Raw genomic sequence first — 19,602 nt, 5'->3', positions numbered from 1 at the left:
CCGTCCCGCACCGTGAAACTTTCCTGTCGGGCGAGGGGCGTGTCAACGGGGCGCGAGGCCCTCCCAATGATCTGACGGTGTATCAGGAAAGGTCTTCCGTCCTCCGGCCGGCTGCGCCATCCTGCGCCCATGCAGACGGAGCTGAGCAGGAAACTGGGAATCGAGCACGCCGCCTTCGGCTTCACGCCGTTCCCCGCCGTCGCCGCGGCCATCAGCCGGGCCGGCGGCTTCGGCGTGCTCGGCGCGGTCCGCTACACCGCCCCCGACGACCTCGAACGCGACCTCGACTGGCTCGACGCGCACGCCGACGGCCGCCCCTACGGGCTGGATGTGGTCATGCCCGCCAAGAAGGTCGAGGGGGTCACGGAGGCCGACGTCGAGGCGATGATCCCCGAGGCGCACCGGCGGTTCGTGCGCGACACCCTCGCCGCGCACGGCGTGCCCGGACTGGCCGAGGGCGAGGCCTCCGGGTGGCGCATCACCGGCTGGATGGAACAGGTCGCCCGCACCCAGCTCGCCGTCGCCTTCGACTACCCGATCCGGCTGCTGGCCAGCGCCCTCGGCCCCCCGCCCGCCGATGTCATCGCGCGCGCCCACGACCGGGACCTCCTGGTCGCCGCCCTCGCCGGCAGTGCCCGGCACGCCGTGAAGCACCGGGACGCGGGCATCGACATCGTCGTGGCCCAGGGCTACGAGGCCGGCGGGCACACCGGCGAGATCGCCACCATGGTCCTCACCCCCGAGGTCGTCGACGCCGTCGACCCGCTGCCCGTCCTGGCCGCCGGAGGCATCGGCAGCGGCCCCCAGGTGGCGGCGGCACTCACCCTCGGCGCCCAAGGTGTGTGGCTGGGCTCCATATGGCTGACCACCACAGAAGCCGACCTCCATTCGCCTGCCCTGACCCGCAAGCTGCTCGCCGCCGGGTCCGGGGACACCGTCCGCTCCCGCGCCCTGACCGGAAAACCCGCACGCCAGCTGCGCACCGCGTGGACCGACGCCTGGGACGACCCGACCGGGCCCGGCGCGCTGCCGATGCCGTTGCAGGGGCTGCTGGTGGCCGAGGCGGTCTCCCGCATCCAGAAGTACGAGGTCGAACCGCTGCTCGGCACCCCCGTCGGCCAGATCGTCGGCCGGATGACCTCCGAACGCTCGGTCCAGGCCGTCTTCGACGACCTCACCCGCGGCTTCGAACAGGCCGTGGACCGTCTGTGCCGCATCGCCGAAAGGAGCGGCCGGTGAGCACACCCCCCGCCGGTTTCTGGGCCCAGGCCGCCCAGGACCCCGACCGCACCGCCCTGATCGCGCCGGACGGCGAGGCGTGGACCGCCGGCCGGCTGGGCGCCGCCGCCAACCGCCTGGTCCACGGCCTGCGCGCGGCCGGCCTGCGGCGCGGGGACGCCTTCGCCGTCGTCCTGCCCAACGGCCCCGAGTTCCTCACCGCCTACCTCGCCGCCACCCAGGCCGGCCTCTACCTCGTGCCGGTCAACCACCACTTCGTGGGCCCGGAGATCGCCTGGATCGTCGCCGACTCCGGCGCCAAGGTGCTCCTCGCCCACGAGCGGTTCGCCGGCCCGGCGCGCCGGGCGGCCGACGAGGCGGGGCTCCCGGCGAGCCACCGGTACGCCGTCGGCACGGCCGAGGGCTTCCGGCCGTACGCCCGCCTCCTCGCCGGACAGCCCGCGTCGGCACCCGCGGACCGGGAACTGGGCTGGGTCATGAACTACACCTCGGGCACCACCGGCCGTCCCCGCGGCATCCGCCGCCCGCTGCCCGGCAAGCGCCCCGAGGAGGCCCACCTCGGCGGCTTCCTCGGCATCTTCGGCATCCGGCCCCACGACGGCAACGTGCACCTCGTCTGCTCGCCGCTCTACCACACCGCCGTCCTCCAGTTCGCCGGCGCGTCCCTGCACCTCGGCCACCGCCTCGTACTGATGGACAAGTGGACGCCCGAGGAGATGCTCCGCCTCATCGACACACACAAATGCACCCACACCCATATGGTCCCGACCCAGTTCCACCGGCTGCTGGCCCTCCCCGACGACGTCAGGGCCCGCTACGACGTCTCGTCCCTGCGGCACGCCATCCACGGGGCCGCGCCCTGCCCCGACCATGTGAAACGCGCGATGATCGAATGGTGGGGCCCCTGTGTGGAGGAGTACTACGCCGCGAGCGAGGGCGGTGGGGCCTTCGCCACCGCGGAGGACTGGCTGAAGAAGCCCGGCACCGTCGGCAAGGCCTGGTCCATCAGCGAACTCGCCGTCTTCGACGAGAACGGCGAGCGGCTGCCGCCCGGACGGCTCGGTACCGTCTACATGAAGATGAACACCGGCGGCTTCTCGTACCACAAGGACGAGACCAAGACGAGGAAGAACCGCATCGGGGACTTCTTCACCGTCGGCGACCTCGGCTACCTGGACGAGGACGGCTACCTCTTCCTCCGCGACCGCAAGATCGACCTGATCATCTCCGGCGGGGTCAACATCTACCCGGCCGAGATCGAGTCCGTGCTCCTCGGCCACCCCGCCGTCGCCGACGCCGCCGTCTTCGGCATCCCGCACGACGACTGGGGCGAGGAGGTCAAGGCCGTGGTCGAACCGGCCCCGGGCCACGAGCCCGGCCCCCGGCTCGCCGCCACGATACTGGACCACTGCGCCGGACGGCTCGCCCCCTACAAGCGGCCCAGGACCGTCGACTTCACCGCCGAGATGCCCCGCGACCCCAACGGCAAGCTGTACAAACGGCGGCTTCGGGAGCCCTACTGGGAGGGACGCACACGCCCGATGTGACATCACTATGGGCTCGCCACATGTGCGCCGCAACCATGTGCCGGACGGTTCGGCACTCCCGGGTGCTTGACCCGCCCCGGGCGGCATGCCGAGGATCCTGAGGCATGACGCAGGGACAGAGCAGCACGGTCGACGGGATGCTGCGGCGCAGCGCCCGGCGCACCCCGGCGCGAGTCGCCGTCGAGTACGGCGACCGGGTGTGGACGTACGAGGAACTGGACGACGCCGTCTCCCGCGCGGCCTCGCTGCTGCTCGCCCAGGGCCGCACGCCCGGCGACCGGGTCGCCGCCTACGGCCACAACTCCGACGCCTATCTGATCGCCTTCCTCGCCTGCGCCCGCGCGGGCCTGGTCCATGTGCCGGTCAACCACAACCTCACCGGCGACGACCTGGCGTATGTCCTCGGCCAGTCCGGCAGCGCGCTCGTCCTCGCCGACCCCGGTCTCACCGGGCGGCTGCCGGACGGCACGCGGACGCTGCCGCTGCGCGACACCGGCGACTCGCTGCTCGCCCTGCTCCCCGGGGCACCGCCGTACGACGGCCCGGAACCCCGCACCGAGGACCTGGTGCAGCTGCTCTACACCTCCGGCACCACCGCCCTGCCCAAGGGCGCGATGATGACCCACCGGGCCCTGGTGCACGCCTACCTGAGCGCCATCACGGCCCTCGACCTCGGGGCCGGCGACCGGCCCGTGCACGCGCTGCCGCTGTACCACTCGGCGCAGACGCATGTGTTCCTGCTGCCGTACCTGGCGGTCGGCACGACGAACCTCATCCTGGACGCGCCCGACGGGGACCGGCTGTTCGACCTGATCGAGACCGGCCGCGTGGACAGCCTGTTCGCCCCGCCGACCGTCTGGATCGGCCTCGCGGGCCGCCCGGACTTCGCGACCCGGGACCTGTCCGGGCTGCGCAAGGCCTACTACGGCGCGTCGGTCATGCCCGTCCCGGTGCTGCGGCGCCTGGGCGCACGGCTGCCGCACCTCGCCTTCTACAACTGCTTCGGCCAGAGCGAGATCGGCCCGCTGGCCACCGTCCTCGGCCCCGAGGAGCACGACGCGCGGCCGGACTCCTGCGGACGTCCCGTCCTGTTCGTCGACGCCCGGGTGGTCGACGCGGACGGCGAGGACGTCCCCGCGGGGGTCCCGGGCGAGATCGTCTACCGCTCCCCGCAGTTGTGCGACGGTTACTGGGAGCGGCCCGAGGAGACCGCCGAGGCCTTCCGCGGCGGCTGGTTCCACTCCGGGGACCTCGCGGTGCGGGACGCCGAGGGCTACCTCACCATCGTGGACCGGGTGAAGGACGTCATCAACTCCGGTGGCGTACTGGTGGCTTCACGCCAGGTCGAGGACGTGCTCTACACCCACGAGGCGGTCGCCGAGGCCGCCGTGATCGGCCTGCCCGACGAACGGTGGATCGAGGCCGTCACCGCGGTCGTCGTCCCGCGCGCCGAGGTGACGGAGGAGCAGCTCATCGCCCATGTGAAGGAGAGGATCGCCCCGTTCAAGGCGCCCAAACGAGTGCTGTTCGTCCCCGAGCTGCCACGCAACGCCAGCGGCAAGATCCTCAAACGCGAACTGCGCGACCGCTTCGGCGCATCGCGGGACTACGGGCGAGGATGAGATGAACAGCGGGCAGCGCGGCCGGGATCGGGCGGTCAGCGGTCGATGGCCCGCCATGTGTCTCACCCTCACCCGGGCCGAGAGCACCGAGGACGTACTCGTCGGTTACGGAGCGGACGTCGCCGGCACGCGCATGCTCGACCTGGCGGCGGCGCTCGACGCCTTCCCCGCCGGCCGCCGGGTCACCGGTGCGATGTCCTGGGCCGCCTCTCCGAGGGGACCGAGACCGTGTACGTGTTCAGCGGCCGGGACGGCATGCGAAACGTCGGCGGACGGCAGGACGGCCGGCAGAGCGAACGCTTCGAACCGGGTGCGGCGCACAGCCTCACGGGTGACGGCCCGTACGAGCTCTTCCCTCTGGTCCAGGCCGCCCTCACGGCACCGGGCTCTTCTGGTTCCCGTACACAGGCCGCGGCCGCCCCTCCGGGGCGTCCTGCCCCCTCTCCGGCTGCCGGGCTCTGCCTCGGCCGCCCGCTCGGGCCGGACAGAAGGGACCAGGGCAACGGCTGACCGACTGTTCCCCCGGCGGGTGGACGTCCGGCCCCCGTGCGGTCGTGCACCCGGTTCACGGCCCGGCGTCCGGCCGGGCCGTGAACCGGGTGCACAGGTCGAGGGCGCGGTGGCGCCGAGCCGGGTTGCCGTGAGGCGCGGCCGACTCTGCTCGCCCCCGGTGGAAACCGCCTACCCGTCACCCCCGGACCGCAGGTCCACGATCCGGCGGATCTTGCCCACCGACCGCTCCAGCGACTCCGGTTCCACGATCTCCGCCCGGACCGACACCCCGATGCCGTCCTTGACCGCCGCGACGATGGACCGGGCCGCCGCCTGACGCACCTCCGGCGGCGCGTCCGGGCGCGCCTCGGCCCGGACGGTCAGGGCGTCGAGGCGGCCCTCCCGGGTCAGGCGCAGCTGGAAGTGCGGCGCCACCCCGGGCGTGCGCAGCACGATCTCCTCGATCTGCGTAGGGAAGAGATTCACCCCGCGCAGGATCACCATGTCGTCGCTGCGCCCGGTGATCTTCTCCATCCGCCGGAACACCCGGGCCGTGCCGGGCAGCAGCCTGGTCAGGTCCCGCGTCCGGTACCGGACGACCGGCATGGCCTCCTTGGTCAGCGAGGTGAACACCAGCTCACCCCGCTCGCCCTCCGGCAGCACCTCGCCCGTGACCGGATCCACGATCTCCGGGTAGAAGTGGTCCTCCCACACATGGAGCCCGTCCTTGGTCTCCACGCACTCCTGGGCGACGCCGGGGCCGATCACCTCGGACAGCCCGTAGATGTCGACGGCGTCGATCGCGAACCGCTCCTCGATCTCCCGCCGCATCGGCTCGGTCCACGGCTCAGCCCCGAAGACACCCACCCGCAGCGAGGTGCCGCGCGGCTCCACGCCCTGCCGCTCGAACTCGTCCAGCAGCGTGAGCATGTAGGAGGGGGTCACCATGATGACGGACGGTTCCAGGTCCAGGATCAGCCGCACCTGCCGGGCCGTCATGCCGCCGGACGCGGGGACGACCGTACAGCCCAGGCGCTCGGCACCATAGTGGGCGCCCAGACCGCCGGTGAACAGCCCATAGCCGTAGGCCACATGGACGACATCGCCGGGTCGGCCGCCGGCCGCCCGGAGGGACCGCGCCACCAGGTCGGCCCACACGGAGAGGTCACGGTCGGTGTAGCCGACCACCGTGGGCTGTCCCGTGGTGCCGCTGGAGGCGTGCAGCCGGCGGATCCGCTCCCGGGGGACGGCGAACATGCCGTACGGGTAGTTCGCCCGGAGGTCGGCCTTCGTCGTGAAGGGGAAACGGGAGAGGTCGGCGAGCGTACGGCAGTCTTCCGGGCGGACGCCCGCCTTGTCGAAGGACTCCCGGTAGAACGGCACGTGCTCGTACGCGTGCCGCAGCGAGGCACGCAGCCGTTCCAGCTGGAGCGCCCGCAGCTCCTCGGTCCCGAGCCGTTCGCCCGCGTCGAGCGGATCCGCAGCATCCGTCATCGGAAACGTTCTCCCTGCCCACCGTACATTCCGGACGACCGATCATTCGGTCGTCGCTGCTGGGGCAAGTAATTCAGGCCACCGGGCCTCCGGGCAAGGGGTCTGCGGAATTTTCCCGGCGGCGGACGGACGCCGGGCGGACGCCGGACGGCCCCGGCGGACCTTTCCCGCCGACCGGCCCGGTGCCGACCGAGACGGAGCGGTGTCCACGGGCACGGCCCGGTGCCGACTGAAACGGTCCGGTGCCTGCCGGTGCGGCCCCGCCGGTCACGGCCGCTCGACCGCCGTGGCCACCTCCCGGGCCCACCGGTAGTCGGCCTTGCCGCTCGGGGAGCGCCGGATGGTGTCCGTGATCACCAGCCGGCGTGGCACCTTGTACCCGGCCAGGCGGGTGCGGCAGTGGCGCTGGATGTCGGCCAGCGAGGGCCGCGGCGCGCCGGCGCGCAGCTGGACCACGGCGGCCACGTGATTGCCCCAGTGGGCGTCCGGCACACCGGCCACCAGCGCGTCGTACACATCCGGATGCGCCTTGAGCGCCTGCTCCACCTCCTCCGGGTACACCTTCTCGCCGCCGGTGTTGATGCACTGGGAGCCCCGGCCCAGCACGGTGACCACGCCGTCCGCGCCGACGGTCGCCATGTCGCCCAGCAGCACCCAGCGCTGCCCGTCCCGTTCGAAGAACGTCTCCGCCGTCGTCACCGGGTCGTTGTAGTAGCCGAGCGGCACGTGCCCGCACTGTGCGACCCGGCCCGTCGCACCGGCCGCGACCGGCTCCCGCGTCACCGGATCCACCACCCGGGTACGGGAGTTGACCCGGATGCGAAAACCCCGTCCGGGCCCCGCGTCCTCGGTGGCGGTGCCGTTGAAGCCGGACTCGGAGGAGCCGAAGTTGTTCAGCAGCAGGGTGTTCGGCAGCAGTTCGCGGAACTGCCGGCGGACCGTCTCCGACAGGATCGCGCCCGAGGAGGAGACACTGAACAGGGACGAGCAGTCCGTGCCCTTCAGCGGCCCGGCGAGCGCGTCGAGCAGTGGTCGCAGCATCGCGTCGCCGACCAGCGACATGCTGGTGACCCGCTCGCGCTGCACGGTCCGCAGTACCTCCTCGGGGGCGAACCTGCGGTGCAGCACCACGCGTTGGCCGAAGTCGAACCCGATGAACGCGGTGAGCGTCGACGTGCCGTGCATCAGCGGGGGAGTGGGGAAGAAGGTGATCCCGGCACCGCCCGCGGCGACCCGCTCGGCCAGTTCCTCCGGTGCCCTCACCGGCTCCCCGGTCGGCGCCCCGCCGCCCAGTCCGGCGAAGAACAGGTCCTCCTGACGCCACATCACCCCCTTGGGCATACCCGTGGTGCCGCCGGTGTAGATGATGAACAGGTCGTCACCGGAGCGGGCCGGGAAGCCGCGCCCGGGCCACCCGGACGCCTCGGCCCGGGCGAACGGCACCGCCCCCGGCACCCCGCCCGTCCCTTCCCCCACCCGCAGCAGATGCCGCAGCCGCGGCGTCCGCGGCAGCACCCCCGCCACCCGGTCCTCGAACTCCGCGTCGAAGACCAGCGCGACCAGGTCCGCGTCCCGGTAGAGGTACTCCAACTCCTCCTCTACGTAGCGGTAGTTGACGTTCACGGGCACGATCCTGGCCTTCAGGCAGGCCAGCACCGTCTGCAGGTACTCGACCCCGTTGTACAGGTGGAGGCCGAGGTGCTCCCCGGGGCGTACACCGCTGTCGGCCAGATGGTGCGCGACGCGGTTGGCGGCGGCGTCCAGCTCGGCGTACGTCAGTCTGCGCCCGGCGCCCGTACCGGGGTGGTCGAGGAAGACCAGCGCCTCGCGGTCCGGCACCGCGTCGACGACCGACTCGAACAGATCGGCAAGGTTGTACTCCACCGCTCCTCCTGACCCCGGGCGCCCGTGCCCGGCATCCGCCGGCTCGCCGGTCATCAGAGCAAAGGACGGCGCAACTGTGAAGGCTCGGCACCAAAGAATCTGACTGCATGTCAGAAAACCCTTGAAGTGCCTTCCCGCCTACTGCAACCTGTTCTCGTTCTGACCGAGGGGAGTTGGCCCATGACCGGTACCGAACACCTCACCGTGCGGCGCGAGGGCGCCACACTGGTGCTCACGCTCAACCGGCCCGACGCCCGCAACGCGCTGTCCCTCGCGATGCTCGTCGGCCTGTACGACGGCTGGCTTGAGGCCGACGCCGACGACGCGGTCCGCTCCATCGTGCTCACCGGGGCCCGGGGCGTCTTCTGCGCCGGGATGGACCTGAAGGCGCTGGCCGGGAACGGCATGGCCGGACAGCAGTACCGCGACCGGCTCGAGGCCGACCCCGACCTGCACTGGAAGGCGATGCTGCGCCACCACCGCCCGCGCAAACCGGTGATCGCCGCTGTCGAGGGCCACTGTGTCGCGGGCGGTACCGAGATCCTCCAGGGCACCGACATCCGGGTGGCCGGCGAGTCCGCGACCTTCGGGCTGTTCGAGGTACGCCGCGGCCTGTTCCCCATCGGCGGCTCCACCGTCCGCCTCCAGCGCCAGATCCCGCGCACCCACGCCCTGGAGATGCTGCTCACCGGACGCCCCTACACCGCCCGGGAAGCCGCCGGCATCGGTCTGATCGGCCATGTCGTGCCCGACGGCACCGCCCTCGCCAAGGCCCTGGAGATCGCCGAGCGGATCAATGCCTGCGCCCCGCTCGCCGTGGAGGCCGTCAAGGCGTCCGTGTACGAGACCGCGGACATGACCGAGGCCGACGGGCTCGCCGCCGAACTCGCCCGCGGCTGGCCCGTCTTCGGCACCGCCGACGCCAAGGAGGGCGCCCGCGCCTTCGCCGAGAAACGGCCCCCCCTCTACAAACGCGCCTGACCCGAGGAGCCCCCCATGCCCGAAGCCCTCTCCGCGCCGCTCGTCGTGGAGTTCCCGTTCACCCGCTCCCTCGGCCCCGTCCAGAGCGCCTTCCTCACCGGCCTGCGCGAACGCGTCGTCCTCGGCGTACGCACCACCGACGGCCGCACCCTCGTCCCGCCCGTCGAGTACGACCCCGCCACCGCCGCCGAACTGCGCGACCTGGTGGAGGTCGCCCCCACCGGCACCGTCACCACCTGGGCCTGGAACCACGCCCCCCGCCGCGGCCAGCCCCTCACCACCCCCTTCGCCTGGGTCCTGGTCCGGCTCGACGGCGCCGACACCGCCCTGCTGCACGCCCTGGACGCCCCCGGCCCCGACGCCGTCCGCACCGGCATGCGGGTGCGCGTCCGCTGGGCGGCCGAACGCACCGGAGCCATCACCGACATCGCCTGCTTCGAGCCCCACGACGGCGGACCCGCGCGACCGGGCGGCCACACCGGCGCCTTCGCACACCCGCTCACCGGCATCGTCACCCCCGCCCGCCTCGACTACACCTACTCGCCCGGCCGTGCCCAGTCCGCCTACATCAACGCCCTCTCCGCCCGGCGCATCGTCGGCGAACGCTGCCCCTCCTGCCGCAAGGTGTACGTGCCGCCCAGGGGTGCCTGCCCCACATGTGGCGTCGCCACAGGGGAACAGGTCGACGTGGGTCCCCGGGGCACGGTCACCACCTTCTGCATCGTCAACATCAAAGCGAAGAACCTCGACATCGAGGTGCCGTACGTCTACGCCCACATCGCCCTGGACGGCGCCGACCTCGCCCTGCACGCCCGGATCGGCGGCATCCCCTACGACCGGGTCCGCATGGGACTGCGGGTGGAGCCCGTGTGGACCGAGGGGGCCCGCCACCCCGACCACTACCGGCCCAGCGGCGAACCCGACGCCCCCTACGAGACGTACAAGGAGCTGCTGTGACCAGCCGCCACGCGCCCGGCCCCCGGGACATCGCCGTCGTCGCCTTCGCCCAGACCGGCCACCGGCGCTCCACCGAGGACTCCTCCGAGGTCGAGATGCTGATGCCGGTCCTGCACGAGGTCCTGGCCCGGACCGGCCTGAAGACCGCCGACATCGGCTTCACCTGCTCCGGCTCCAGCGACTACCTGGCCGGCCGCGCCTTCTCCTTCACCCTCGCCCTCGACGGCGTCGGCGCCTGGCCGCCCATCTCCGAGTCGCATGTCGAGATGGACGGAGCCTGGGCGCTGTACGAGGCATGGACCAAACTCCTCACCGGGGACGCCGACACCGCGCTCGTCTACTCCTACGGCAAGTGCTCACCCGGCTCGGTACGGGACGTCCTCACCCGCCAGCTCGACCCCTACTACGTCGCCCCCCTGTGGCCCGACTCCATAGCCCTCGCCGCCCTCCAGGCCCAGGCACTCATGGACGCCGGACACACCGACGAAGCCGCGCTCGCCGCCGTCGGCGCCCGCAGCAGGGCCGACGCCGCCGCCAACCCGCACGCCCAGCTCAAGGGCCGCATCCCGCACGGCGACTACGTCGTACGGCCGCTGCGCACCGGCGACTGCCCGCCCGTCGGCGACGGCGCCGCCGCCGTGCTCCTCGCGGCCGGGGAGCGGGCCCGCGACCTGTGCGAACGGCCCGCCTGGATCCGGGGCATCGACCACCGGGTCGAGGCCCACTCCCTCGGTGTACGCGACCTCACCGACTCGCCCTCCACCCGGCTCGCCGCCGAGCGGGCGGGCGCCTTCGAACGGCCCGTCGACACCGCCGAGCTGCACGCCCCCTTCAGCTCCCAGGAGGTGGTCCTGCGCCGGGCCCTGCGCCTGGACGACAGCGTGCGCGTCAACCCCTCCGGCGGCGCCCTCGCCGCCAACCCGGTCATGGCCGCCGGACTCGTCCGCATCGGCGAGGCCGCCGCCCGCGTCCACCGGGGCGAGTCCGACCGGGCCCTCGCCCACGCCACCTCAGGCCCCTGCCTCCAGCAGAACCTGGTCGCCGTACTCGAAGGGGATCCACGATGAGCAAGGAGCCCGTGGCCGTCACCGGGATCGGCCAGACCAGACACGTCGCCGCCCGCCGGGACGTCTCGATCGCCGGACTCGTCCGCGAGGCCGCCACGCGCGCCCTCCAGGACGCCGAGCAGACCTGGGCCGACATCGACGCCGTCGTCATCGGCAAGGCACCCGACTTCTTCGAGGGCGTGATGATGCCCGAGCTGTACCTCGCCGACGCCCTCGGCGCGGTCGGCAAACCCCTGCTGCGCGTGCACACCGCCGGCTCCGTCGGCGGGTCCACCGCGCTCGTCGCTGCGAACCTGATCGCCGCCCGCGTCCACCGCACGGTCCTCACCCTCGCCTTCGAAAAACAGTCCGAGTCCAACGCCATGTGGGGCCTGTCCCTGCCCATCCCCTTCCAGCAGCCGCTGCTCGCCGGAGCCGGCGGCTTCTTCGCCCCGCATGTGCGCGCCTACATGCGGCGCAGCGGCGCCCCCGACACCATCGGCGCCCTCGTCGCCTACAAAGACCGCCGCAACGCCCTGAAGAACCCCTACGCCCACCTCCACGAACACGACATCACCCTGGAAAAGGTGGTGGCGTCACCCATGTTGTGGGACCCCATCCGCTACTCCGAGACCTGCCCGTCCTCCGACGGCGCCTGCGCCATGGTCCTCACCGACCGGGCCGGAGCCGCCCGCGCGCCCCGGCCGCCCGCCTGGCTGCACGGCGGCGCCATGCGCAGCGAACCCACCCTCTTCGCAGGCAAGGACTTCGTCTCCCCGCGGGCCGGCCGGGACTGCGCCGCCGACGTCTACCGGCAGGCCGGGATCACCGACCCGCGCCGTGACATCGACGCCGTCGAGATGTACGTGCCGTTCTCCTGGTACGAGCCCATGTGGCTGGAGAACCTCGGCTTCGCCGCGGCGGGTGAGGGCTGGAAACTCACCGAGGCCGGGGTGACGGCGCTCGACGGTGACCTGCCCGTCAACATGTCCGGCGGCGTGCTCAGCGCCAACCCCATCGGCGCCTCCGGCATGATCCGTTTCGCCGAGGCCGCCCTCCAGGTGCGCGGCCGGGCCGGTGACCACCAGGTGGACGGGGCCCGCCGGGCGCTCGGACACGCCTACGGCGGCGGCTCGCAGTTCTTCGCCATGTGGCTCGTCGGCTCCGAGCCCCCCGACTCCTGACGGCCCCGGCCGGACACCACCGGGGCCGCACCGCCGCGAAGATCGCCCTCGCGCGCCCTGTGCGCCGTAGCGACCGGTCGCTAGGCTGGCCCGCGGATGACGAACCGGGAGGAGCACGGACGTGGCCGAGAGCACCACCCAGCACAAGCCGCTCGCGGGCTGGGACAAGCCGGAGCTGGACCTCAGCAAGGCAGAGTGGCAGTCCAGCAGCCGAGGGCTGGGCGATGTCCAGATCGCCTTCGTCGAGGGCTTCATCGCGATGCGCAACAGCGACCGGCCGGAGAGCCCGTCCCTGATCTTCACCCCCGCGGAATGGGGCGCCTTCGTCTCCGGCGCCCGCGAAGGAGAGTTCGATCTCACCTGAACCGGGGGTGTCACCCCCGGATTTCCGGACACGCGACCGGTAGCACCCCCGCCGGGGCCGGACCTGAGCCAGGCTGGCCCCAGCAAAGGGGAACGACGTGTTCCGGAGGTGAGAAGGATGAACGCCACGCCGGTCATCGCCGCGGTCGACGGTTCCGCCGACAGCCTGCGCGCCCTGGACTGGGCCCTGGACGCCGCCCGCCGCCGCGCGGCACCGCTGCGTGTGGTGCACGTACGGCAGTACGCGGCCTGGGGCCAGGCGGGCGTACTGGTCGCCGGACCGCCCGACACCGAGGACGACCCGGTGCTCGACGAGGTGCGCACCCGGCTCGGGGACCACACCGGGGCACCGGCCGTGGAGTACGTCGCCCTGGAGGGCGTACCCGGTGCCGTCCTGCCGCAACTCGGCGACGACGCCCAGCTGTTGGTGCTCGGCTCGCGGGGCCGCGGCGGCTTCGCCAGCCTGCTGCTCGGCTCCAACGGCCTCGCCGCCGCCCGGGACGCCCGGTGCCCCGTGGTCGTCGTGCCCCCACCGGGCCGCGAGGTGCACGGGGAGGGCCACGCCGAGGCCGGGCCCCGGGTGGTCGTCGGACTGCACGCCGACAGCCCCGACGAGGACGTCCTCGCCTTCGCCTTCGCCGAGGCCGCCCGGCGCCACGCCCGGCTCCAGGTGATCGCCGCCTACCCGTGGCCGGCGCAGACCTGGTCCGCGCCCGGCCAGCCGGTGCCGCCGCCGGCCGACCAGGACGCCGTGGCGGCCGAGACCCGCACCCTCGCCGACGGCTTCCTCGCCCCGCACCGCGAGCGCCACCCCGAAGTCCGCGCCGCCGCCGAGGCGCTGCCCGGCGACGCGGCCGGCCACCTGGTCGCCGCCTCCAAGGACGCCGAACTCGTGGTCGTCGGCCGGCACCGGCGACGGCTGCTCGCCCCGGCCCGCATGATGGGCTCGGTGACCCAGGCCGTACTGCTGCACGCGGCAAGCCCCGTCACGGTGGTACCACCGGCCCCGCACCAGGAATGAGACCAGGGGAGGCGGCCTAGCAGGCCGCACCGCGCTCCGCAATCCCCCCGGAGCCGACCGGCGCTCAGCCGGTTGTGGGGTGCGACGCCATGGTGTCCGGGCACACCCGCGCCTACGGTTCCGCCACCCCCGCCGCTTCCGGCGCCGCCCGCGCCGGAGCGGCCGGGGTCCGTGTGTCCGCCGAAGGAGCCGCCATGCCCCTGCCCCCGTTGCGCGCGACCCCCGCAGCGCGCCCCCGCATCCGGCCGCTGTCCCGCTTCCTGCCCCGCCTGCTCGCCGTCCTCGCCGTCGTCCTCGGCACCGCGCTCGCCGCCCCCGCCCCCCAGGCCCGCGCCGCCGTCACCCTCACCAGAGTGGGCGACTTCGGGTCCAACCCGGGCGCCCTCACCATGTACGTGTACCGGCCCGCCACCCTGCCGGCCCACCCCGCGGTGGTGGTGGCCCTGCACGGCTGCACCCAGAACGCCCAGCTCTACGCCGACAACTCCGGACTGCCCCGGCTCGCCGACGAGGACGGCTTCCTGCTGGTGCTCGCCGAGACCGGCACCGCCAACAACGTGAGCAAGTGCTTCAACTGGTTCCAGTCCGGCGACAACCGGCGCGGCCAGGGAGAGGCCCTGTCCGTCCGGCAGATGGTCGGCCACGCCGTCACCGCCTACGGCGCCGACCCGGGCCGCGTCTACGTCACCGGTCTGTCCGCCGGCGGCGCCATGACCGCCGTCATGCTCGCCACCTACCCCGATGTCTTCTCCGCGGGCGCGGTCGTCGCCGGCCTGCCCTACGACTGCACCAAGGACAGCAGCCCCTACCTCTGCATGAACCCCGGCGTCGACCGGAGCCCCGCCGACTGGGCCCGGCGGGTGCGGGACGCCTACCCGTCGTACACCGGGCCCTGGCCGCGTACGGCCATCTGGTACGGCGACCAGGACACCACCGTCGTACCGCGCAACGCCACCGAACTGCGCGACCAGTGGACCGCCCTGCACGGCCTGTCCCAGACGCCCGCCCGGACCACGGTCATCGGGCCGGACGCCACCCGGCAGGACCAGTACCTGGCCGCCGACGGCACCGTGGCCGTCGAGGTCGACCGGGTCCCCGGCATCGGCCACGGCACCCCGGTCGACCCCGGTACCGGCGCCGAGCAGTGCGGCGGCACCGGCGCCCCGTACTTCCTCGACTCGATCTGCTCCAGCCGCTGGATCGCCCGGTTCTTCGGCCTGGACACCACCGGACCCGGTGACCCGGACCCGGGCGGCCCCGGCCCGGGCGACCCCGGCTCCGCCGCCTGCTGGACGGCGAGCAACTACACCCACGTCCAGGCGGGACGGGCCACCACCAGCGGCGGCTCCACCTACGCCGTCGGCTCCGGCCAGAACATGGGTCTGTACAACACGTTCGTCACCCACACCCTGAAGGAATCACCCACGGGCTACTTCACCCTCGCCGACAGCGGATGCCCCTGACGTCGGCGGTCACATGCGCCGCCATGGTGGCCGACACCGCCGAACGGGCCGCCATCATGGCGGCCCCGCACATGTCCCGAACCCCCACACCGCCTCTAGCCTCCAGCGCGTCCCCAACCCGCCGGAGGAGCGTATGTTTCCGCACCGAAGAGAACACCGCGCCCGACGCACCCCGCTCGGCGCCCTGTCGCTCGCGACCGTCTGCGCGCTCCTGGCCCTCCCGGTCACCCCGGCCGGCGCCACGACCGCCGGCCCCGGAAACCCGGACGCCCACTGCGCCGGACGCGCCCTGCCGCGCGTACCCGGCGCCGCCCGTCAGCGGGCCGACTGCCTCGACGAGCTGACCACCGCCGGAACCGTCGCCTCCGGCCACACCGACCCGGCCGACTACGCGGGCCTCACCCCCAAGGACCTGCCCACCCCCACGGGCGTCCCCGGCATCCAGATCGACGGCTACTTCCCGGACACCTCCACCACCAACACCAACCACGGCTGGCACCACGACTCCCAGTTCGTGATCCGGCTGCCCGACCACTGGAACGGCGGCCTGGTCGTCGCGGGCACCCCCGGCAACCGCGAGCAGTACGCCGGCGACCGGGCCATCGCCGACTGGGTCCTCGCCCGCGGCTACGCCTACGCCGCCACCGACAAGGGCAACACCGGCACGGCCTTCTTCCGCGACGGCCGCCGGCCCGGCGACGCCATCGCCGAATGGAACACCCGCCTCACCCAGCTCACCCGGGCCGCCCGCACCGTCGTCACCCGGCGCTACCACCGGCCCCCGGCCCGCACCCTCGCCACCGGCCTGTCCAACGGCGGCTACCTGGTGCGCTGGCAGCTGGAGCACCACCCCGAGCTGTACGACGGCGGGGTCGACTGGGAGGGCACCCTGTGGCGTGCCGACGGCCCCAACCCGCTCACGTTCCTGCCGGCCGCCCTGCGCCACTACCCCGACCACGCCGCCGGCGGACCCCGGGCCGCCGAGGCCACGGCGGCGATGCACCGGGCCGGCTACCCGGCCGGCTCCGAGTTCCTGTGGCCGTACCACCACCAGGTCTACTGGGACCTCACCCAGCGCCTCTACCGCGAGGAACTCGACCCCGGCTACGACGGCGACACCGAGGCGGGCACCCCGTACTGCGCCTCCGGCACCCCCGGCTGCGACGCCGACTACGCCTACCCGGCCCGCCCCGCCGCCGTCCACCGGGCGGTCGCCCGCATCGCCCTGACCGGCCGCATCGGCAAACCCCTGATCACCCTCCAGGGCACCCTCGACGTGCTGCTCCCCATCAGCCAGGACTCCGACGTCTACGCCCGCATGGTCCGCGCGGCCGGCCGCGGCTCCCTGCTGCGCTACTACCGCATCGAGGACGGCACCCACACCGACGCCCTGGCCGACACCTTCCCGGACCGGCTGCGCCCGATGGTGCCCTGCCATCGTGCCGCGTTCACCGCCCTGGAACGCTGGATCGCCGGAGCGGGCCGTCCCCCGGCGGACCACACGGTCGTCCGCCCGCCCGGCGCGACCCCCGCTACCCTGCTCACCAGCTGCCCGCTGGGATAGCCCGTCTCCCGGGCGCCCACAGGTCACCTGGCGGGGCACGGACACGTACCATGGCCGCATGTCGTTCCTCCGCCGCCGCAGCGCGACCCCCGCCGGACCCGACTTCGACGTGCTGGCCATGGACCCGGGCGACTGGCCGGGCAATCTCGGCGCGGGCCTGCTGCCCGCCCCCGACGGCACCTGCCAGGGTGTCTTCCTGCGCTACGACCTGTTCGGCGGACGCGGCCCCGCCATGATCATCGGCAATCTCCCGGAGGGCTCCCCGGCCCGTGACGTCGACGAGGATGAGATCCCCTTCGAGGTGGGGCAACTGCTGCTGGCGCTGGAGAACGACGAGGAGGTCACCGTCGTCGGCACCGAGGACACCCCGGTGCTCCAGGGCGACAACCTCCTCATCGTGCGGCGGCTGAAGCTCTCCGAGAGCCGGATCTCCTGCGTCCAGTTCGACCGCAGCGACGGCGTGCTGGTGACCATCGCCGCCTGGGACCGGCCCATCACCGACGACCTGTACGCCCTGCTGAAGCCGCTCCCGGCGGAACTGTTCCAGCAGGGCTGAGGTCTCACCGGCCCGCTCGGCCGGCCGCGGCACCGTCCTCGACCGTCACGTCCGCGGCCCGGACGAAGGCGACCCGGTGGCCGTACTGGATCTCGTAGTACCGGTCCTCGCCCACCACCACCCGGTGCGCGTCGGGGGTGAAGGTGACCGCGTAGTAGTACTCGCCCGGCATCTCGTCACCGACCACATAGCGCTGCCCGGCCGGGACCGTGTAGGGCAGCGGCACCACCGACTGGGCGGGGACGCCCGCCGGATAAGCCGCCTTCTCCGGATAGGCACGGCCGTACACCGGGACACTCGCCAGGCCCGCGCGCGGGGTCACCACCAGGCCCCTCGCGGGTACTGCCGTCCGCTCTCCGGCCGGGTCGCGGAACCATGCCTTCTGCCCGAGGTACCAGATGGCCGTCCAGTCGCCCCAGCGGCCGGCCACCGCGTACTGCTGGCCGGTGGAGACCCGCGAGGACAGGTCGTTCACCCCGTCGGTCGGGTCCGTCCTCAGCCCGATGTCCCTGACCAGCGGCGCGCTCTCGTCGTGGTCCGTGTACAGCCGCACCTCGCCCGAGCCGTGCGCCGGGCACGGCCGGCCCTTGGCGGTGCAGCCGGTGTACACGGGCTGGTTCGCGTCGTAGTCCGGCAGCACCGTCAGCACGCCCGAGTGCGGTCCGGCCGTGCGCCCCAGTGGCCGGCCCAGCAGCCGGAAGTAGTGCCGCCAGTCCCAGTACGGGCCCGGGTCCGTGTGCATACCGGGGACGGTGGAGGCGGTCGGCCCGGGAACGTTGTCGTGGCCCAGGATGTGCTGCCGGTCCAGCGGGATGCCGTACGTCCTGGCCAGGTACCGCACCAGCCGCGCCGAGGAACGGTACATCTCCTCCGTGTACCAGGCGTCCGGAGCGGCCAGGAAACCCTCGTGCTCGATGCCGATCGACCGGGCGTTGACATCCCAGTTGCCCGCGTGCCAGGCCACGTCCTTCGCCTTCACATGCTGGGCGATCAACCCATCGGTCGAGCGAATCGTGTAGTTCCACGACACATACGTGGGGTCCTGGATCAGGTTCATGACCCCTTCCCAGGCGCCCTCCGTGTCATGGATGACGATGTACTTGATCTGCTGGGAGGCCGCGCGGTCGCCGAGGTCGTGGTTGCCGTAGTCGTTGTCCCCGAACTCCTCGTACGGCGCCGGGACCGAGACGCACGAGACCGACCGGGGACACTCGGTGCCGTCCGCCGGCAGCGTGCGCAGGCCCGCCCGCCGCAGCCACCCGGTGTCGGGGGCCGGCCCGGGCCGGGCGGCCAGCGTCACCCGCTGGCCGTCGTCCGTGACCCGCTCCTCGCCGGTGCGCAGCACCTCGTACACGTCGTCGGCGTACGCGGCGGCGGTCGCCGTGTCGTCGGCGCCGGAGAACCGGGCCACCGCGCCGTACCAGTCGGCCGGGTCGGCGCTCGCCGGCCCGCCCAGCTCCTTCTGCGCGGCGGCGAGCAGCGCGGCCCCGCCGGCCACGTTCGCCGCCGGGTCCGAGCGCAGCCGCGCGGCCGGGATTCCGCTCAGTTCCGCGGCCTTCGGCAGGGTCCGCAGCCGGGCCGGCACCGCCGAGGGCACCGGAGCCCCGGCAGCGGGGTGTGACGCCGCGGGGCGCAGTGCGGTACGGGCGGTGTCGCCGCGGGGGTCCTCCGCGCCCCCGGCGAAGTGCTCCCCGGAGAAGCGTTCCGGGGCGGACCGCGCGGCGGTGGCGAGCGCGGCACGCGCATCGGTGAGGTGCATCGGGCCGTAGCCGCCCGACACACTGGGCGCACCGCCGTGGCTGTCCCAGCGGGACTGGAGGTAGGAGACGGCCAGCAGCACGCTCTGCGGCACGTGGTAGTCGGCCGCCGCGGCGGCGAACGCCTGCTGCAGACGGCGCGCGGAGGAGTCCGGGGCGGGATGGGCGGGGGCCGCGCCGAGCAGGGACAGCAGCAGGGCCGCGGAGGCGAGCGGGACGGCGGTCCGCAGCGGGCGTCCGGGGCGGGCCGGTGCCGGGGGAGCGGTGGCGTGTCTTCGCAAGGCGGCCTCCAGTGAAGGGCGGGGCGTGCGGCGCCGGGTGGATCAGTCGTACCGGTTCACCGACGACCCGTCAATGACGCCGTCAGAAAGGCGACTTCCCACGTCACGGAGGACCCGGATGACGCCTCCGTGCGACATCCCGTGAGTCCTC

The 19,602-nt window shown here is 73.3% G+C and carries 15 protein-coding genes; 12 read left to right on the top strand and 3 right to left on the bottom strand.

Going from position 1 to position 19,602, the window contains the following annotated elements; genetic code table 11:
* Nucleotides 1-129 precede the first annotated feature (129 nt).
* From IE251_RS24725 to IE251_RS24715, 3 genes are all read left to right on the top strand, one after another.
* Nucleotides 130-1,239 (top strand): nitronate monooxygenase, encoded by a 1,110-nt coding sequence (locus IE251_RS24725; protein WP_189755199.1) that lies wholly within the window; start codon nucleotides 130-132, stop codon nucleotides 1,237-1,239.
* Nucleotides 1,236-2,786 carry an acyl-CoA synthetase gene (locus tag IE251_RS24720; protein WP_189755198.1) on the top strand — a complete coding sequence of 517 codons (1,551 nt, stop codon included), beginning with the start codon at nucleotides 1,236-1,238 and terminating at the stop codon, nucleotides 2,784-2,786. Before IE251_RS24725 ends, IE251_RS24720 begins: the two co-directional genes overlap by 4 nt.
* Nucleotides 2,787-2,890: 104 nt before the next feature.
* Nucleotides 2,891-4,408, top strand: a complete 1,518-nt coding sequence (locus IE251_RS24715) for an acyl-CoA synthetase (RefSeq protein ID WP_189755197.1) — start codon at nucleotides 2,891-2,893, stop codon at nucleotides 4,406-4,408.
* A 681-nt stretch (nucleotides 4,409-5,089) separates the two neighbouring features.
* On the opposite strand, the gene paaK is transcribed toward IE251_RS24715, so the two are convergent.
* Nucleotides 5,090-6,394 carry a phenylacetate--CoA ligase PaaK gene (paaK, locus tag IE251_RS24710; RefSeq protein WP_189755196.1) on the bottom strand — a complete coding sequence of 435 codons (1,305 nt, stop codon included), beginning with the start codon at nucleotides 6,392-6,394 and terminating at the stop codon, nucleotides 5,090-5,092.
* Nucleotides 6,395-6,661: 267 nt separating this feature from the next.
* Entirely contained in the window at nucleotides 6,662-8,278 is a 1,617-nt protein-coding gene (locus tag IE251_RS24705) for an acyl-CoA synthetase (RefSeq protein WP_189755195.1), read from the bottom strand.
* A gap of 180 nt (nucleotides 8,279-8,458) precedes the next feature.
* Between IE251_RS24705 and IE251_RS24700 the strand changes: the two genes are divergently transcribed.
* The 9 genes from IE251_RS24700 to IE251_RS24660 all read left to right on the top strand — a co-directional run bounded on the left by IE251_RS24700 (nucleotide 8,459) and on the right by IE251_RS24660 (nucleotide 17,413).
* Nucleotides 8,459-9,259, top strand: a complete 801-nt coding sequence (locus IE251_RS24700; protein ID WP_189755194.1) for a crotonase/enoyl-CoA hydratase family protein — start codon at nucleotides 8,459-8,461, stop codon at nucleotides 9,257-9,259.
* Between the two features lie 15 nt (nucleotides 9,260-9,274).
* Nucleotides 9,275-10,216, top strand: coding sequence for a Zn-ribbon domain-containing OB-fold protein (locus IE251_RS24695; RefSeq protein WP_189755193.1), 942 nt, complete (start codon nucleotides 9,275-9,277; stop codon nucleotides 10,214-10,216).
* Nucleotides 10,213-11,283, top strand: a complete 1,071-nt coding sequence (locus IE251_RS24690; RefSeq protein ID WP_189755192.1) for a thiolase family protein — start codon at nucleotides 10,213-10,215, stop codon at nucleotides 11,281-11,283. Before IE251_RS24695 ends, IE251_RS24690 begins: the two co-directional genes overlap by 4 nt.
* Nucleotides 11,280-12,446, top strand: coding sequence for a thiolase family protein (locus IE251_RS24685; protein ID WP_189755191.1), 1,167 nt, complete (start codon nucleotides 11,280-11,282; stop codon nucleotides 12,444-12,446). The genes IE251_RS24690 and IE251_RS24685 overlap by 4 nt, the downstream gene beginning before the upstream one ends.
* A gap of 121 nt (nucleotides 12,447-12,567) precedes the next feature.
* Nucleotides 12,568-12,810 (top strand): DUF397 domain-containing protein, encoded by a 243-nt coding sequence (locus IE251_RS24680; RefSeq protein WP_030783943.1) that lies wholly within the window; start codon nucleotides 12,568-12,570, stop codon nucleotides 12,808-12,810.
* Nucleotides 12,811-12,927: 117 nt separating this feature from the next.
* Nucleotides 12,928-13,830, top strand: a complete 903-nt coding sequence (locus IE251_RS24675; protein ID WP_189755190.1) for a universal stress protein — start codon at nucleotides 12,928-12,930, stop codon at nucleotides 13,828-13,830.
* A 194-nt stretch (nucleotides 13,831-14,024) separates the two neighbouring features.
* On the top strand, nucleotides 14,025-15,293 hold the full coding sequence (locus tag IE251_RS24670) for an extracellular catalytic domain type 1 short-chain-length polyhydroxyalkanoate depolymerase (protein ID WP_189755189.1): 1,269 nt from the start codon (nucleotides 14,025-14,027) through the stop codon (nucleotides 15,291-15,293).
* A 133-nt stretch (nucleotides 15,294-15,426) separates the two neighbouring features.
* On the top strand, nucleotides 15,427-16,857 hold the full coding sequence (locus tag IE251_RS24665) for a 3-hydroxybutyrate oligomer hydrolase family protein (protein ID WP_189755188.1): 1,431 nt from the start codon (nucleotides 15,427-15,429) through the stop codon (nucleotides 16,855-16,857).
* A 58-nt stretch (nucleotides 16,858-16,915) separates the two neighbouring features.
* Entirely contained in the window at nucleotides 16,916-17,413 is a 498-nt protein-coding gene (locus IE251_RS24660) for a hypothetical protein (protein ID WP_189755187.1), read from the top strand.
* Nucleotides 17,414-17,417: 4 nt separating this feature from the next.
* Here the strand turns inward: IE251_RS24660 and IE251_RS24655 are convergent, their stop codons facing one another.
* On the bottom strand, nucleotides 17,418-19,451 hold the full coding sequence (locus IE251_RS24655; protein WP_189755186.1) for an N-acetylmuramoyl-L-alanine amidase: 2,034 nt from the start codon (nucleotides 19,449-19,451) through the stop codon (nucleotides 17,418-17,420).
* Nucleotides 19,452-19,602 lie beyond the last annotated feature (151 nt).

It is taken from the genome of Streptomyces eurythermus (assembly GCF_014649115.1).
GTDB classification, from domain to species: Bacteria; Actinomycetota; Actinomycetes; order Streptomycetales; family Streptomycetaceae; genus Streptomyces; species Streptomyces eurythermus.
Note: the sequence above shows the minus strand (reverse complement) of the source record. Positions and strands in the feature narration are given on the sequence as shown.

Excerpts from the sequence above, each read along its gene's own strand:
- paaK (WP_189755196.1), bottom strand. The coding sequence starts at position 6,394 with ATGACGGATGCTGCGGATCCGCTCGACGCGGGCGAACGGCTCGGGACC.
- IE251_RS24685 (WP_189755191.1), top strand. The coding sequence starts at position 11,280 with ATGAGCAAGGAGCCCGTGGCCGTCACCGGGATCGGCCAGACCAGACAC.
- IE251_RS24700 (WP_189755194.1), top strand. The coding sequence starts at position 8,459 with ATGACCGGTACCGAACACCTCACCGTGCGGCGCGAGGGCGCCACACTG.
- IE251_RS24670 (WP_189755189.1), top strand. The coding sequence starts at position 14,025 with ATGCCCCTGCCCCCGTTGCGCGCGACCCCCGCAGCGCGCCCCCGCATC.
- IE251_RS24665 (WP_189755188.1), top strand. The coding sequence starts at position 15,427 with ATGTTTCCGCACCGAAGAGAACACCGCGCCCGACGCACCCCGCTCGGC.
- IE251_RS24715 (WP_189755197.1), top strand. The coding sequence starts at position 2,891 with ATGACGCAGGGACAGAGCAGCACGGTCGACGGGATGCTGCGGCGCAGC.
- IE251_RS24675 (WP_189755190.1), top strand. The coding sequence starts at position 12,928 with ATGAACGCCACGCCGGTCATCGCCGCGGTCGACGGTTCCGCCGACAGC.
- IE251_RS24660 (WP_189755187.1), top strand. The coding sequence starts at position 16,916 with ATGTCGTTCCTCCGCCGCCGCAGCGCGACCCCCGCCGGACCCGACTTC.
- IE251_RS24725 (WP_189755199.1), top strand. The coding sequence starts at position 130 with ATGCAGACGGAGCTGAGCAGGAAACTGGGAATCGAGCACGCCGCCTTC.
- IE251_RS24695 (WP_189755193.1), top strand. The coding sequence starts at position 9,275 with ATGCCCGAAGCCCTCTCCGCGCCGCTCGTCGTGGAGTTCCCGTTCACC.